Raw genomic sequence first — 15,674 nt, 5'->3', positions numbered from 1 at the left:
TTTATAATTGGCTAATGTGTGGAAAACAAAAACAGCGGCCTAACTGCTTAAAGCAGTTAGGCCGCTGTTTTTTATTATCTGAATTTCAGGTGCAGGTAAAACGAAGAGTTGCTGTTATAGGAAAATATTTTACTTAATGCCGTACTTTTTCAAATCTGCATCGATGCGGTTGTTCCAGACTTCCTGAGCCATGTGGTTGGTTCCATGTTGGGTTTCCCCATCGTATTTATCCTGCAGTTTATTCATTTCCCGGAACGATTCAATATACTTATACTGGATAATGCTGTTGTAATCTTCCAGGTTTAGGCTATCTGGCTGAACTTTGCGCTTAAATCTTTCGGCAATTATCTTCACTATATCAAAGTGGCGTTGTTCATGGTTTAGCGTGTAATCGTCTTTGGCGGGAGCTCTTACCCAGGAAGAGCTTTTCAGTACATAAACTTTCATTTTTAAATTAACCTGGATAATACCGTTTTCTACATCGCTGCCTCCTTCATAAGCAAAGCTTGGAAACACGGCTGCTGCAAACTGATTGGCTCTGGGTGAAGCCTGAAAATCGCTCCAGTTCAAAGGTCGTTTCACGGTATAAAAAACAGTGTCATTATCTGTATTATAGGTGAAATCAGTAATATTAACTTTTATACCTTTCGCTAATTTATCGTTTCGGTTTGCTTCCCGGTCCATCCAGGTATGCAGGTAGCGTAAAGCTTCTACTAAAGATTGGCGCAAGGCGGGTTCCACTACCGTATGCTGTGTTGGAATACGGCTATAGCGGGCACCACCGCGATATTCTTCTAATTTTATAGTTTTTCCATCTATCCGGGTATAATAAAAAGCCATGGCAACCACTACCTGGCCATCTACCCGGCCGGTGGTACCCGGTGTTTCTGTTATTTTACATTCTTTTAGCCGGATGGTAATAGGCCGCAATTTTGAATTACGCGGTAAACTTTGGTTCACAAACTGTTTAATGGCATTTAGGCCACCTCCCTGTAAATCTACCGGACTGGCCGAAGCTGCCTGAGCTAAATTAGTTGTTAGAGGAACTAAATACCCTACTGCTTTCCGGTTCTGGCGTTCATCAATGATACTGGCTATGTAAAATTCTTTCGGCGTAAAATTTACGGTGGTGGGTTGTAGCGTAATCGGCTCCAGTTTAGTGTCTGGCAAACGACCAGCTCCCAGCAACAGCAGGGTAAGCAATAAGGCGCTCCAACGTCGGGTTTTATTAAAAATCAGAATGGCATTTAGGTTAACCTGGCCGTTCTTAAAAATAGTATGTAGCATGGGTTTGATTCATTCAAAATAGTCAGCGTTGATAATTAAATATTTTCTGACTGATGGTAAATGAACACCTAAATACTTCACTAGGTTCGATGCGGCAGTTGTAATATTTTATTTGATATGAATAATACTTTCATAGAAAAAAAATTGTTAATTGATTACATGTCAATTATCTATATAATTAGAAAATAATAGGTTAAGATAAAATGGAAGATCGCTTTTGGTACATGGTTTATATATGTGTTAGGTCACTCACCCGTATTGCCTGTTAAGCTTATTTTTCCTTTGATTTTACAAGTTGTTACCCTACCTCCCCAAATACCCTTAACTCTTGTTGTGGCCAAGTGGCTTTACCTTATAGTAACTACTGTACTGGAGCCAGCCTACGAAGAAGTAGCAGGTGGTTTAGCAGTTTTAGGATTGGGTATGCCATAGTTCTACAGCTTAAAGCTGGTAATATAAACATTTACATATTGTTTGTAGGCAACTAACTGGAGACAGAAATCTGGAAAAGGCTAGAAAATTAAAGTAGCTTCGGGGTTTTGCCTATTTATAAGCAATCTGGCATCGCTCACCTTCCAATCTGGTTACTTCTTGTTCTATAGTAAGGTTAGTTTTGGCATGGTCAAAGTTTTGCTGAAAGGCGGCTTTTATTTCTTTCCGTCTGATAGCTTCCAAAAAGCGACGTACCTGATTTCTTGATTCTAATATCAATCCCGGTACTGGAGTTGGTTTGCCATTTTCGTCTTTAGCTACCATGGTAAAATAAGACGTATTGGTATGTTTTACGGTACCGGTTTTAATATTTTCAGCAATAACTTTAATGCCAACTACCAAAGAGGTGCGTCCTACATAATTTACGGATGCCATTAAAGAAACCAATTCGCCCACCTCCACAGGCTGTAAAAAGTTAACCCCATCAACAGTTACCGTAACACAATAATTGCCGGCATGTTTGGCGGCACAAGTATAGGCCACTTTATCCATGAGCGACAATAAAATACCGCCGTGTATTTTGCCTCCAAAGTTGGCGTAGCTCGGAATCATTAATTCCGTAAGGGTAGTGCGGGAATAAGAAACCGGCCGGTAATCAGGCAATAGCATAATTTAAAGTACTTTGTTGTTGGCGAATATAACAGGAAGTCAGGAACTGCCCAATTTCAGATCGGTTTTAATGTGTAATAATAATTTTTTGTGCTCCAGATATTACCTGCCCATTTCCAGACAGGGCAGTTATATAGTAAACACCTGGTGTTAGCGAGCCTGTGTTTAATACGGTTTGAACTGTAAATAATTGTTGTTTTACAAGCTTGCCGTCTGCCGTGCGTATTTGCACCATAACTTCAGTTGCCGCATCAGCAAAATATAAGTTTAAATAATTGCTAGCCGGATTGGGGCTTATCATTAATTTAGGTTCTGCTTTTTGTGCACTAACTGCTGAAAGCGGTGAAAACACAAAGTTACCATCTATATCTACCTGTTTTAATTTATAATAACAGGCCTGAGCTGGTGCGGTATAGTCAGTAAACTGATAAGTATTTTTTACATTGGCGTTACCCTGTCCTTTTACAAATCCTACCTCCTCAAAAGTGCCGCCGGGGCTGGTTTGTCTTAAAACAATAAAGCCTTTATTGTTGTATTCGCTGGCGGTAATCCAGGTTAGGTTTACCTGTTTAGACTGACGTTTGCCTTTAAATGCTAGCAGCGTAACTGGCAAAGTGTTGTATGCTGGTGGTTGGTTAAATACAGTAAATGCTGATGGACCTGAAAAAGCAATTGTTAAAGAATGGCTTTCAGTATTATAAGCATAACTGGTTACGCCAGTGCCGGTTACCGAAGCTGGTGCATTGGGTAAGTGTAAGATTAAATTTGTTTGTCGGCTTACATATCCTTCGTAATTGCTCCCCTCTACTTTTTCAAAGCTAAGGGTGGCCCGCTCCGAAGATTGTACAATGGTAGTGTTGCCGTACTTGGCTATTTTTCCTTCTTCCAGAAATACCTGCGCTAAATCAGCGGTATTGTTATCATAAGATACAAAAGTAAAATAAGCATCTGACCCAACGGCCTGAGGCAACTTACCACTGTTGTCTGTAACAAAATTGGTAGTAGCTTCTGTTTTAGCCCAGGCAACATCAGTATAGTTTGTTTCGGAGGCCGCTAATGCAGCCGTGCCAGTGTTAGAAGTAGTAGAAAAGGCTATTTTATTGGAGGTATACGGGTATAAAGCTGACAAAAATTGAGTAGACGTAACAGCGTTTGTCTGGGCTAGGAGCGTAGTATGGTTTTCTGTTACATTATAAGTTATTTCGTGTGGTTTAATAGCGGTATTATAAGAGATAGCGCCATTAGTAGCCGTTACGTGAGCTTTTAAGTTTACGCTATTTTTATGCCAGGTGCCCTCGTGGCTGGTTAGGCTGTTAGTAAATGTGCCGGTATTGTTACTCCCGTTTTCCAAACCATAGCCATGTAATTGCCAGGTAAAATCTTTGGCTATTCCATCTGTAGCCGAAACAAAATCAGCAATTAGGAAATAAGTTTTCCGGACAAATAACGTTTTGCGGGTAATGTTGCTGTTCAGGTAATTTGTTCGTACCTCGCCATAATCTAAATGGTCTGAACTAAAACTTTTCTCAATATAAGCCTGCGCATCATTAGCACTACCAGTAGTGCCAATAGCCGGACCGTTGCCATTCACCAGAATCAAGTTATGATTGGTCGGCTGACCTAGGTCAGCCCGCTTACTGTAACTCAGGTAGCCAGCATCTAAGGCTAATAACTGACCTTTGGCATGGATAATAAAACTACTGGCATCCCCGTGATTGTGACCTCCGCTGTTAGTAAGTGCCAGTCCGTTTTTACCATTCATATGCAAGTAGCTGGCTAAGTTATCATTGCCTGACCGAAAAATTAAATTTCCACTGTTGGGAAGCGCCGTAAGGAGGTTATTATTTGGCCAGGAGGGCATTATGTTAGCGGCTAAATAGGCAGCCCGCATGTCGACGGTGGCGTCCCGCAGTTGCGCATGCAGCGAGTTAAGTTGGTTGTCAGCCAGATTTTGCAAGGAAAGTGGTATTACGTATTGGCTTTTCCCGGTCATGGCCAGTTCGGGCATACCCATATCTATATAAGAATCTTCCAGAGCAGGAAACCGGCCATCGGGCATACTAATATTGGTTATCCATTGGTACAGACGGTCGTATTTAGGGTCGTAAAAAGGGTTCCGGATGCTCCGGCGGGTAGTGCCATTGTAGAAGTAAGCGCGGTATTTAGTATCGTTAGGTAAAAAGTTGCCCATTGCCCGGAAAAAGGGGAGGCAGTTTAAAAAACCATATTTAAAATAATAAGGGCCCTCGGCATAACCGGCTACAGTGGTAGAGTCGGATTGGCGGCGGCCATCTCGCCAAAGTAAGTTATCTACCTGAGTTAAGCCTACATTTATCCAGTTTAGAGGCTGGCGCGAAATAGTAGAACTAGTTGCATCATTTAGTACAACCGCCGAGAGGCCTAAGGCGGCAGCCGTCATTAAAGCATGATTATTTTTAACAGAACCGAAAAAGTAGTAGCTGTAACTTATTGCCTGGCTATAGAGGTTACCAGCAAATTCTTGGAGTTTAGTTTTGCCAATACTTAGCGTGGCATCAGACTCGCCAGTACCTCGTAATAAATCATAAGCAATCATGTAATCTATTAGTTCTTTAGATGTCCATTGCCAGTTATTATAAGAGAAAGCAGATTCTACTGAAGTGTTAATCTGCTCCAGCATCACCCGGACATTTGTCCTTAAAGTAGCTTTTTCATCTTCTGTTAAAAGGCTTCCATTTGGCTTGCGGTTCATGAGTAGCACAAAGGCAGTATTTTTGGCCAAGGTAGCATGAATTCTGCGGGAGTTATGATCGGAGCCTGGGGCATTGGGCAGCGAAAAGCTGACGCTGTTATAAAGGCCGGTGTAAATATCTTGCCGGTCTGGGTTTGTTAAGTTGGTTTGTACTGCAGCGACCTCATGAGCCTTCAATAAAACACGTGGATAACTTAAATCGGCTCCGGTAGGATTCCAACTGCCGGTTTGAGCTAAGCCTCTAAAAAAGAACAGATTTAGTAAAAGAAGGGTAAAGGTGCGTAAAAAAAATCTCAAATACATTTAAATTAATTGCCAGTGCAACCAATTTAGATTACAGAAAATATATTACCAAATAATGGCTATATATCAATATAATATATTATAAAAATACAATTTCTTTAATGTAATCTTGTCCTACTTTTTGATTGATCAGATCAATTACCTTACTCTTGGACATATTAAGTTCGTGTTTAAGTGGGGCGGAGGTAAGGGTAACAAATAATTTCTGGTCTTTAAAGTAGAGTTCTTTTGTTTTTAAAGCGATGCCTCTTCCCATTATTCCTTCCCAGCCTTGAATAACCTGAGTCTGAGTAATTTTACCTTGCAGGCGGTATACTCTCAGCAGATCTTGAATGCTTTCTTTTACCGGCTGAATATCGGCTTTTCGGGTAGTATATTTAGATTGATAAGGAGTAAAAGCCACCGGATGTTAGATTTTGATTTTAGTTAGATACGAATTATAAGCACAAATGTAAGCGCAAATAAAGGATAGTAATTAACTACTTATCAACGGTGGATATGTGGATAGAAGGAAATACGTAAACTTATAGAAATACAAAAATTTAAAATGGTTATTTCTTATAATGCCACGAATTACTTAATAGGTAGATATAGAAGCGTTTACCACGGTATCGGATTTTGTCTTGTTTAATTACCTGATGCCAAGGCCTATATTAGAATGATTTAACCTGGCCGTTATTCACTTGAAACCTGCTGATATGTTCAGATAAACCGGCTACAATTTTATCGGTACGCTCTAAGTGAGAATCAGTAATAAATAACTGGCCGAAAGTGTGGTTAGCTACTAACTGCATCAATTTTGTAATGCGCTTTTCATCCAGCCGGTCAAAAATATCATCCAACAGTAGCAATGGTTTTTGACCTTTATATTGTGCTACAATTTCAAAATGTGCAAGCTTAAGAGCAATCACAAAAGATTTCTGCTGTCCCTGAGAACCATATTGTTTTATAAGCCATTCATCCATCAAGAAAACAAAATCATCTTTATGCGGACCAACCGTAGTGCGCTGTAGTACTAAATCTTTACGTTGCGCTTGTTCTAATAGTAAAGCAAAATTAGCATTAGGCAGCTGGCTTTTGTACTGCAGGTTTACAAACTCGCGGCTATCGGTCAGGTGTTGGTAGTGCTTCTGAAACATAGGTACAAACTTGGCCAGAAACTGCTGCCGTACCTGGGCAATGCTTTCACCTAACGGAACTAACTGCTCGTCTAATATCTGCAGGTAATCCCGGTCAAAATAATTCCGGTCAGCAAATTGTTTTAGCTGCGAATTGCGTTGTTTAAGAATATAGTTATACTGGATGAGGTTTTCCAGGTAATCATGATCTAACTGGGAAAGTAAACTATCAAAATACTTTCGGCGGTCTTCGCTGCCCTCCCGAATAAGATCTGTATCATATGGTGAAATTAAAACTACCGGATAGCGGCCAATATGCTCACTTACTTTTTCGTAAGGAGTTTTATTATGGGTGATTATTTTTTTTTGGCCAGTCCGGAAAGTGCATTGGATGACATCTTTATGATTGGGGGCTGTAAAGCGGCCGCGAACCATAAAATATTCTTCTCCTTGTTTAATATTTTGCAAGTCAGAAGAAGTAAATGCACTTTTGCTCATAGAAAGGTAATAAATGGCATCTAACAAATTGGTTTTGCCGCTGCCGTTATCGCCAATAAAGCAATTAATATGAGGAGAGAAATTAATATCCGCTTCTTCGTAGTTTTTAAAATACAGTAAACTTATATTTTCGAGGATCATTAATTTCTTTCTATAAGAATTTTAATTAATTTCGCACACAAAATAGAATTGGGAACATAAACTTATGGCAATTACGAAAGATAAGCCCAAAGCAGCTAATGCCGCAAAGGTAAGCGCAGAGGGACAATTCTCAAAAGAGACTTACTTGCGCTGGTACGAAATGATGCAGATGATGCGTAAGTTCGAAGAGAAAGCTGGTCAGTTGTACGGGCAACAGAAAATTAAAGGCTTTTGCCATTTATATATTGGTCAGGAAGCGTGTGTGGCAGGTGCTGTTACTGCTCTTACCAAAGACGATAAATGGATAACTGCTTACCGTGACCACGCGCAACCACTGGCTTTAGGAACTTCGCCTAATGCTGTCATGGCAGAATTATTTGCCAAAGCTACCGGTTGTTCTAAAGGCAAGGGTGGTTCGATGCACATCTTTGATAAAGCAGTAAATTTTGTGGGTGGCCACGGTATTGTAGGTGGTCAGGTTCCATTAGGAGCGGGCTTAGCCTTTGCTGAAAAATATAATAAAACCGGCAACTTGTGTATTTGCTTTATGGGTGATGGTGCAGTACGTCAAGGAGCGTTGCACGAAACCTTCAACATGGCTATGTTGTGGAAATTACCGGTAATATTTGTAATTGAAAATAATGGTTATGCTATGGGTACTTCCGTAAAACGAAGCTCAAATGTAACCGAACTATATAAATTAGGCCTTTCTTACGAGATGCCTTCGGAGCCGGTAAATGGCATGAAGGTAGAAGATATTCATAATGCCGTAGCCCGTGCTGCTGAGCGTGCCCGTGCCGGTGAAGGTCCAACCTTATTAGAATTTAAAACTTACCGCTATAAAGGTCACTCCATGTCTGATCCGGCCAAATACCGGACCAAAGAAGAATTAGAAGAGTACCGCAACCAGGATCCGATTGAAGATGTGCGTCAGTCTATCATGGAAAATAATTTTGCTACGGAAGAGGAGTTGGCCGCTATTGATGCTAAAATCAAAGAGCAGGTAAATGAGTCAGTAGAATTTGCAGAAAACTCACCATATCCTACGGCAGATGAGTTGTTCAAAGATATCTATGTGCAGGAAGATTATCCTTACGTTCAGGATTAATTTAATATCTTTATAAAATTTTTTTAAAGAATCAGGAATTAAGCAACTTGTTTTGAGGTTCTTATCCTGATTCTTTATTTTTGTTGCTTAATTAATTTTCATGGCAAAGAATATCACTAAAAGAGAAAGCGATTTAGAGCTGCTGGAGAACCCAGAAGTATTAGCAGATCGCTTAACGCACGGGTCAGAAGATTTCGTGAAGAAAAACAAAAACGTGCTGTTAGGGCTTTTCGCAGCAGTTGCGGCGGCCATTGTAGGGGCATTCTTATTTTATAACTACCGCAGCGGACAGGAAAAAGATGCACAGGCCGCTATGTACCAGGCGGTTTATTATTTCGAGGCTGATTCTCTGAGTAAAGCTTTGAAAGGTGATGGCCAGCACGACGGATTAGTGGCTATTGCTGATGAATACGGCAGTACCAAAGCAGGGAATTTAGCTAAGTTTTATGCCGGTGTTTCTTACTTGAAACAAGGAAAATACCAGGAAGCTTTAAATTACCTGGAAGACTATAAATCTGACGACTTAATTCTACAGGGGCGTGCTTACGCTTTGCAAGGCGATGCTAACCTGGAATTAGGTAAAAAAGCAGAGGCTGCAGAATTATACATGAAAGCAGCTGATTACAAAGCAAATGAGTTCTTCTCACCACAGTACCTGTTAAAAGCGGGTTTAGCTTACGAAGAAAATAATGATTATAAATCAGCAGTTGAGGCCTACAATACTATTGTGGAAAAGTATGTAAATGCTCCGGAAGTGGCTGATGCTAAAAAATATAAAGCTCGCGCTGAATTATTAGCTAGTGGCAAATAATAACATTAAAATACTATAACAAGAAGGAGCTCCTGTTGCTACAGGAGCTCCTTCTTGTTTTTAGGATAATCAATACTTTTAAACAGGAATCGTAAGTTTTCTGCTGGAGCAATAGGATAATTTAGGAGAATATGGCCTGCCGGATGACGTTACTTCGTACAAAAGAAACCTATATTTGTAGTTGATTCTGATTATGCTGGACCAGCCTAAAAGAATACGGTTATTTTTTCTACTAAAAACAAATAATAAGAATGGCTACTGCCCTTAAAAACTTAAGCGATTATAATTCTGAAAATTTACCTGATATTTCCGGCAAACGTTTTGGCTTAGTTGTGGCCGAGTGGAATAAAGCCATTACAGATACGCTTTGTAAAGGAGCCTACGAAACGTTAGTAAAGCACGGTGCTAAACCAGAAAATATTCATCGTAATACAGTACCGGGTTCATTCGAGTTAACTTTAGGTGCGCAGTTTTTAGCTCAAAGTGCAGATATTGATGCCGTAATTTGTTTGGGTGTGGTTATAAAAGGCGAAACTAAACATGATGATTATATCTGCCATGCAGTAGCAAATGGTATAACCAATGTGGCTTTAAAATATAATAAACCGGTAATATTTGGGTTAGTAACCACTAATGACGAACAACAGGCCTGGGATCGGGCCGGTGGAAAGCATGGTAACAAAGGAGTGGAAGCTGCGGCAGCTGCCATTCAAATGTTAGGGTTTAATTAAAAAAAGAGCAGGCGATAGATTCCCTAACGCCTGCTCTTTTTAAAGTATTCCTATGTGAACAGGTTAGCGTCTGCCGGCTTTCCCATAGCCAAGATTTACTTGTAGCCCTAAAGATGGAATTATTGTAAACCCTTTGTAGGATTCTTGCTGCAAGTTAAAAAAGTTGTAGGTGCCATAGTTTTGATAATAAAAGTTAAGAGAAGGTAAAAAATAAGCATATTTAAAACCTATCTTAGCATTAACAAATCCACCATAAGAAGAGTAATTCTCCTTATCCATAAAATCATTTATTTTGCGGCTGTTGCCACCAATGCGCTCATATAAGTTGCCTGGTCTAAAGCCGTATTTAATAAACGAGTGACCATAAACCAACCCCCACGAAATATTTCCATATTGTTCTTCCGGGCCAAAAGATTTACTGAATACTAGCGGGATTAAAATATCTTTTCTGCTGGCTTCATAAGTTAGTAGTGGGCTTAATTTATTAAAGCCTAATTTTTTTGGCAAATTAGACTTCTGACCAGAATACTGCAAGCCAATGCTGCCATAAATGCCCGCTGGCCCGGGATTATTTGGAGTACCCGTCGACCCCATAAACTGATACATGGCATCAAATACAGAAGCACCCGACGCATACCGATAGCCAATATCAACCCGCTCTGCCACGCCATAACGAACATAAAAATCAAAGTTAGGCGCAACAGGGTCTAAAGAATAGGCCATTAAAGCCCGAGTTAAAACTTTTACCGAATCACTGTAATAAACCGGGTTATTATTTTTAGCCCGATCAGAAATAACATCAATAGCAGCCTCGGCTACATCATCCAGTTGAGAGATAGATTCAGATGCTATGTTAAAGGAAGAGTTGAATCCTACCTTCCAGGCCCCCTTAGGTGTTACCTTGCCGGAAGCTATAATATTCCGGGAAGAGGTACAGCTAAAAAAGGAGAATATTAAAATTAAGTAAGAAAAAGTTAATAATCTGTTTATGTATCGCATGCGTTCTTTTTTTACAGATCCTGACAATAATTTCTTTGAAGATTTTAAAGCTACATTAAGGTTTAACTTAAAGTCTTACAAAGAAATATTATTTTGGTTTAACTTTTATAATAAAAGATTGCTATATGTAGCTAATTAACCAAAATCGTTTTAGTTTTGCGGATAATTTAGCCTAGTTCTTGCTTAAAAAGAAGCAGGAAAGTAAGCAGTTAGAGTATTTTGGCTGATATTAAACTAAATCAGGCAGATACTTGTTACGAAAGTTGAAATAAGAAACTAGACAACAAATATTACGACCATGAGTCAGGAGTCAATGCGTTATTCCCGCGAAGAATTAGCGGAGTTTGAAGAAATTATTCTGGAAAAGCTTAATAACGCTAAGAAAGAAGTTGCTTTTATTAAAGAAACGCTTAGCCGCCGGAACGATAGCGGTACAGATAATACAGCTTCTTCTGCTAAAGTATTGGAAGATGGCGCTGATACAGCTGAAAAAGAAAGTTTAAATCAGTTAGCTTCTCGCCAGTTAAAGTTTATTCAGCAGTTAGAGAATGCCTTAGTTCGTATTAAAAATGGAACTTATGGTGTTTGTATTGCGACCGGTAAACTTATTCCAAAAGAACGTTTACGGGCTGTGCCGCACACGCAGCATTCTATTGAAGCAAAATTACAACGCAGAGATTAAAAATAATCTTGAATAGCTTGCAAAGTCATATTCAGGCACTTATTTTCTGTGCCCAGGCTCCGGTTCCTATTGAAGATATTCAGAAATGTTTGTCTGAGGTACTGGAGGTAGAAGTAAGCATTAGTGATGTGCTGGAAAGCATAGAGGAAATCAATCAGCGTTTTGCTGATGATGGATTTGCTTTCCAGATTTATGCCATTGGTGGAGGGTATCAGTTTTTAACTAAACCTGATTACCAGGATACTATTGGTCTGTTTCTGAAGCAGAAATCAAAGCGTAAGTTATCTACCTCTTCTTTGGAAACATTGGCCATTATAGCGTATAAACAACCTATTTCGAAGTCTGGGGTGGAACAAATACGGGGCGTAAGCTGCGACTACCCTATTCATAAGCTACTGGAAAAAGAGCTGATTGAAATAAAGGGCAAAGCCAATACTATTGGTCGGCCATTAATCTATGGTACCACTCAAAAGTTCATGGATTATTTTGGCATTAATCATTTGAAAGATCTTCCCCAACTCAAAGATTTCGTATCAGAAGAAAACGCCATTGGCGAAATCTCCGAAAATTAATTTTTAAATCTGATACAGTAGCGATACTGCATCACAATACATATCATATGGAATCTAATAATCGTAAGCCGGGAGCAGGCAAGTTTGCCTCCGGTAATAAATTTAAAGGCCGTAACTCTGGCCCATATACTAATAACAAAACTTCCCGCAACTATAATAACGACCAGGAGCAAGGGCAGCCAAACCGTGCTGATCGACCTGATCGTCCGGCTCGAGAAGAGCGTACAGCTAACTTCTCTGGTGAAGGTAAAAAAGTTTTTAACCGGAGCGAACGCTTTAACCGCAACCCAGATCAGACTGTTAACAGACCCACCGGAGACCGCGCCCGTCCGTTTGAAGAGAAAAGAGCTTCCTTCAAAGGAGCACCAAAATTTAGTAAACCTTCTCCTTTTAAAGGCAACCGACGCGATGCTGCTGGTGGGGAAGGCAATACCAACCGGACTGGTTTTAAATCGGATCGGCCAGAAAGAACCGAAGATGGCCGGCCGGAACGCCCCCGTTACGGGGCTCCAAGAAATAAAGAAGTATACAGTTCACGTGGCGAAAGAGCTGGCTCCACCACGGACCGTAAACCTTACGGAGAAAAACCTTTTAGATCTGATAAACCTGATCGTGCAGAAGGAAATGATCGTCCGAAACGGTTTAGCCGGGAAGACGAAAAACCTTTTAATAAACGCTCGGTAGGCGAGAGAGCTCCCCGTAACCGTAATGAAGATACTGGTTCCGAGCCCCGCCGCAAACGAGGGTTTGAACGGAATCCGACTGATAAACCATTAGCTGAGGCGCCTAACTATGATTTAAAAAGATATCAGGCACGGGAACGTAAAGCAGGATCTGAAAAGAAAGAAGGTGGTTTAATACGCTTAAACCGGTACATCGCTAATGCGGGTATTTGTTCACGCCGCGAAGCTGATACTTTAATTGCTTCAGGGGAAATAAAAGTAAATGGCGAGGTAGTTACAGAAATGGGCTATATGGTACGACCGGAAGATACGGTTACCTATGGCAAAAAGCGCCTGAACCGTGAAAAGATGGTATATGTGTTGCTGAATAAACCCAAAGACTTTATTACCACTACCGAAGATCCGGAAGGCCGCAAAACAGTAATGGATTTAGTTGGAAATGCTTCTAAAGAAAGAATATTTCCGGTTGGTCGTCTGGACAGAAATACTACTGGTTTATTATTGTTTACGAACGATGGTGAATTGGCGCAGAAACTAACGCATCCATCCAATAATATTTCAAAGATTTACCAGGTAGAGCTGGATAAGCCAATTACCCGGGATCACTTTGAAATGATAACCAACGGATTGGAATTAGAGGACGGAAAAGCTGAAGTGGATGATCTGGCCATAATTGGAGATACCAATACCTTTTTAGGTATACAGATACACATTGGTAAAAACCGGATTGTACGTCGTATTTTTGAACACCTTGGTTATGATGTAGTTTCGCTTGACCGAGTGCAGTATGCAGGCTTAACCAAGAAAGATTTACCTCGTGGTAACTGGCGTTTCCTGAACGAAAAAGAAGTTATTCGGCTAAAGTACTTTTTATAAGAACAGAGTAGCTCCATGTATAACCTGGCTTTGGATTTTGGGAATACAGCCATTAAATACGGCTTTTTTGAAGCCGAAAGTTTAAGGAAGTCCGGAACCATAGGCCAGGAACAGGAGCTAGCCCTGTTACCAGAAATAACCCAGATAGACAACGTAATTATTTCTTCTGTCCGGGAAAACATTGGGAAATTAAGTGCACTGTCAGAAGTAAAGGGCATTACCATTACCTTAAATTACCAAACGCCCATACCTGTTAAAAACGGATACGAAACACCGCAAACGTTAGGTATGGACAGGCTGGCAGCCGTAATTGGTGCAAAAGCACTGTACCCGGATAAGGATTGTTTGGTAATAGATGCTGGCACATGTATTACTTATGATTTTGTAGACAACCAGCATTATTACCATGGTGGCAGCATTGCGCCCGGGCTGGAGATGAAATTCAAAGCAGTCCATACTTTTACGCAGAAGCTACCGTTAGTTGAACAAACTTCTGGGCCCGTTAAACTAACTGGACGTAATACCAGGGAGGCCATTCAGAGTGGAATACTTAATGGTACCCTGGCTGAAGTACAAGGAATAATAAATGTTTATAAAGAGCAGGCGCCTAAATTAGTAGTAGTACTATGTGGGGGCGATGCTGCTTTTTTTGAAACTAACTTAAAACAACACATCTTTGTAGTGCCAGAGTTAGTGCTGATAGGCCTTAATAGAATATTAAATTATAATGTATAAAATTTCTTCTTTGCTTTGCGGGTTATTGGTTTTGGCGGTAACGCAAATAAGCCAGGCCCAGGGAAATAAAGGTATATTGCCTTACTCCCGGGTAGGTTTAGGTGAAACAAACGAGTTTACCGGAAATATCCGCAATTTTGGAATGGGGGGTATAGGCGTTAGTACACCAGGTTTTTCACATGTAAATGTGCTTAATCCGGCATTGGTTTTTTATAACAGCCGGGTAACGTACGAAATGGCCGTTAGTGGAATAGTAAAAAATATTGCCAATCAGAGTGCCTCTCAAAATACCAGTAATGTAAGCTTAGGTTACTTAGCTTTAGCCGTGCCAATTACCAAGGGTTGGCGATCTTCAGTAGGATTCCGGCCTTTTAGCACTGTAGATTATAATACCTCATCGCGCAGCACCATCCAAAATGATCCTAATAACACGCCTGTTTTAGTAGGAAATAGTGGGGAAGGAAATATTTCAGAAGTTTTTTTCTCGAATGGTTTTAAAGTTTATAAAGGTTTAACAGCAGGAGTAGGAGCCTCTTACTTATTTGGGGTAATTGACCGAAATGCCTATTCTATAATAGATGATGGTACAAATGCAGGAGAATATGCTGTATTAAATGAAAAGTTTAATATTTCCGGCCTTACGTTTAACAGTGGTTTAGCTTACCGGCAGGCATTAGGCAAGAAAGTTAATATGAATATTGGAGGCACATACGGCTTTCAATCAGATTTAAACTACGATAGCAGAACACAATTACAGCGCCGGGCTTTATCTGATAATTCTCAAATAGCTAATACGCCCATTGATAGTAGCCGGCAGCAGCTAACGATGCCGGGTTTCTGGCAAGCAGGCCTAAGCTTTGATAATAACCGAACCTGGGTTTTAGCGGCCGAATTAGGTACAAAAAAATGGACAAATTACCGGGGATTTAATTCACAAAATTTAGCCGATAACTACCGGTTTGGATTGGGTGGTGAGTACACTCCCGATCCCACCAGTATGAATAGCTATTTTAAACGGGTGACTTATAGAGCTGGAGTAAAATATGCAAAAGCACCTGTGCAAATCAACAATCAACAAATAAATGATGTTTCCTTAACCGCTGGCTTAACATTACCCCTGGGAACCGCTCCCCGTCCACCTGAATATAACCAATCAGTGCTTAATTTAGGTGTTGCTATTGGACAACGGGGAACAACTGAAGGTAATTTAATCCGGGAGAATTATATCAGGTTTATGGTAGGTTTATCTATTAATAACACCTGGTTTATAAAACCTAAATTAGATTAAAACATACTAA

15 protein-coding genes are annotated in these 15,674 nt (G+C 40.3%); 9 read left to right on the top strand and 6 right to left on the bottom strand.

Annotated features, from left to right (window positions below; translation table 11 throughout):
- Positions 1 to 129: 129 nt before the first annotated feature.
- The gene (locus ADHAQ_RS0107040; protein WP_051359765.1) at positions 130 to 1,287 is read right to left on the bottom strand and encodes a hypothetical protein; all 1,158 of its coding nucleotides are present in this window, start codon (positions 1,285 to 1,287) and stop codon (positions 130 to 132) included.
- A 282-nt stretch (positions 1,288 to 1,569) separates the two neighbouring features.
- Here ADHAQ_RS0107040 and ADHAQ_RS28025 point away from each other — a divergent pair, with 282 nt between their 5' ends.
- A complete protein-coding gene (locus ADHAQ_RS28025) occupies positions 1,570 to 1,719 on the top strand; it encodes a hypothetical protein (protein WP_157433364.1) in 150 nt (49 codons plus the stop codon).
- Between the two features lie 111 nt (positions 1,720 to 1,830).
- Here the strand turns inward: ADHAQ_RS28025 and ADHAQ_RS0107030 are convergent, their stop codons facing one another.
- From ADHAQ_RS0107030 to recF, 4 genes are all read right to left on the bottom strand, one after another.
- The gene (locus ADHAQ_RS0107030; protein ID WP_026462339.1) at positions 1,831 to 2,388 is read right to left on the bottom strand and encodes an acyl-CoA thioesterase; all 558 of its coding nucleotides are present in this window, start codon (positions 2,386 to 2,388) and stop codon (positions 1,831 to 1,833) included.
- A gap of 67 nt (positions 2,389 to 2,455) precedes the next feature.
- The gene (locus tag ADHAQ_RS27130) at positions 2,456 to 5,422 is read right to left on the bottom strand and encodes a T9SS type A sorting domain-containing protein (RefSeq protein ID WP_051359764.1); all 2,967 of its coding nucleotides are present in this window, start codon (positions 5,420 to 5,422) and stop codon (positions 2,456 to 2,458) included.
- Positions 5,423 to 5,501: 79 nt separating this feature from the next.
- Positions 5,502 to 5,825 carry a DciA family protein gene (locus ADHAQ_RS0107020; RefSeq protein WP_026462338.1) on the bottom strand — a complete coding sequence of 108 codons (324 nt, stop codon included), beginning with the start codon at positions 5,823 to 5,825 and terminating at the stop codon, positions 5,502 to 5,504.
- A 250-nt stretch (positions 5,826 to 6,075) separates the two neighbouring features.
- Positions 6,076 to 7,179 carry a DNA replication/repair protein RecF gene (gene recF / locus ADHAQ_RS0107015; protein ID WP_026462337.1) on the bottom strand — a complete coding sequence of 368 codons (1,104 nt, stop codon included), beginning with the start codon at positions 7,177 to 7,179 and terminating at the stop codon, positions 6,076 to 6,078.
- 64 nt (positions 7,180 to 7,243) lie between these two features.
- On the opposite strand from recF, the gene pdhA reads away from it, so the two are divergent.
- The 3 genes from pdhA (at position 7,244) to ribH (ending at position 9,829) form a co-directional block, all read left to right on the top strand.
- Positions 7,244 to 8,287 carry a pyruvate dehydrogenase (acetyl-transferring) E1 component subunit alpha gene (gene pdhA / locus ADHAQ_RS0107010; protein WP_026462336.1) on the top strand — a complete coding sequence of 348 codons (1,044 nt, stop codon included), beginning with the start codon at positions 7,244 to 7,246 and terminating at the stop codon, positions 8,285 to 8,287.
- Positions 8,288 to 8,387: 100 nt separating this feature from the next.
- On the top strand, positions 8,388 to 9,098 hold the full coding sequence (locus ADHAQ_RS0107005) for a tetratricopeptide repeat protein (RefSeq protein WP_026462335.1): 711 nt from the start codon (positions 8,388 to 8,390) through the stop codon (positions 9,096 to 9,098).
- Between the two features lie 251 nt (positions 9,099 to 9,349).
- Entirely contained in the window at positions 9,350 to 9,829 is a 480-nt protein-coding gene (gene ribH / locus ADHAQ_RS0107000) for a 6,7-dimethyl-8-ribityllumazine synthase (RefSeq protein ID WP_026462334.1), read from the top strand.
- Positions 9,830 to 9,892: 63 nt separating this feature from the next.
- Here ribH and ADHAQ_RS0106995 read toward each other — a convergent pair whose 3' ends face one another.
- A complete protein-coding gene (locus ADHAQ_RS0106995; protein WP_026462333.1) occupies positions 9,893 to 10,828 on the bottom strand; it encodes a hypothetical protein in 936 nt (311 codons plus the stop codon).
- Positions 10,829 to 11,126: 298 nt separating this feature from the next.
- Between ADHAQ_RS0106995 and ADHAQ_RS0106985 the strand changes: the two genes are divergently transcribed.
- The 5 genes from ADHAQ_RS0106985 to bamG are packed head-to-tail and all read left to right on the top strand — an operon-like array spanning position 11,127 to position 15,664.
- Positions 11,127 to 11,510, top strand: coding sequence for a TraR/DksA family transcriptional regulator (locus ADHAQ_RS0106985; RefSeq protein ID WP_026462332.1), 384 nt, complete (start codon positions 11,127 to 11,129; stop codon positions 11,508 to 11,510).
- An 8-nt stretch (positions 11,511 to 11,518) separates the two neighbouring features.
- Positions 11,519 to 12,082: an SMC-Scp complex subunit ScpB gene (gene scpB / locus ADHAQ_RS0106980; protein ID WP_026462331.1), complete on the top strand. Its 564-nt coding sequence runs from the start codon at positions 11,519 to 11,521 to the stop codon at positions 12,080 to 12,082.
- A gap of 47 nt (positions 12,083 to 12,129) precedes the next feature.
- On the top strand, positions 12,130 to 13,641 hold the full coding sequence (locus tag ADHAQ_RS24790) for a pseudouridine synthase (RefSeq protein WP_084523778.1): 1,512 nt from the start codon (positions 12,130 to 12,132) through the stop codon (positions 13,639 to 13,641).
- 15 nt (positions 13,642 to 13,656) lie between these two features.
- A complete protein-coding gene (locus tag ADHAQ_RS0106970) occupies positions 13,657 to 14,376 on the top strand; it encodes a type III pantothenate kinase (RefSeq protein ID WP_026462330.1) in 720 nt (239 codons plus the stop codon).
- Positions 14,369 to 15,664: a BamG family beta-barrel-assembly machinery protein gene (gene bamG / locus ADHAQ_RS0106965; protein ID WP_026462329.1), complete on the top strand. Its 1,296-nt coding sequence runs from the start codon at positions 14,369 to 14,371 to the stop codon at positions 15,662 to 15,664. The genes ADHAQ_RS0106970 and bamG overlap by 8 nt, the downstream gene beginning before the upstream one ends.
- Positions 15,665 to 15,674: the final 10 nt, after the last annotated feature.

The organism is Adhaeribacter aquaticus DSM 16391 (genome assembly GCF_000473365.1).
Classification (GTDB): domain Bacteria; phylum Bacteroidota; class Bacteroidia; order Cytophagales; family Hymenobacteraceae; genus Adhaeribacter; species Adhaeribacter aquaticus.
The sequence above is the reverse complement of the archived record's forward strand: the minus strand, read 5'-3'. Positions and strand labels throughout refer to the sequence as shown.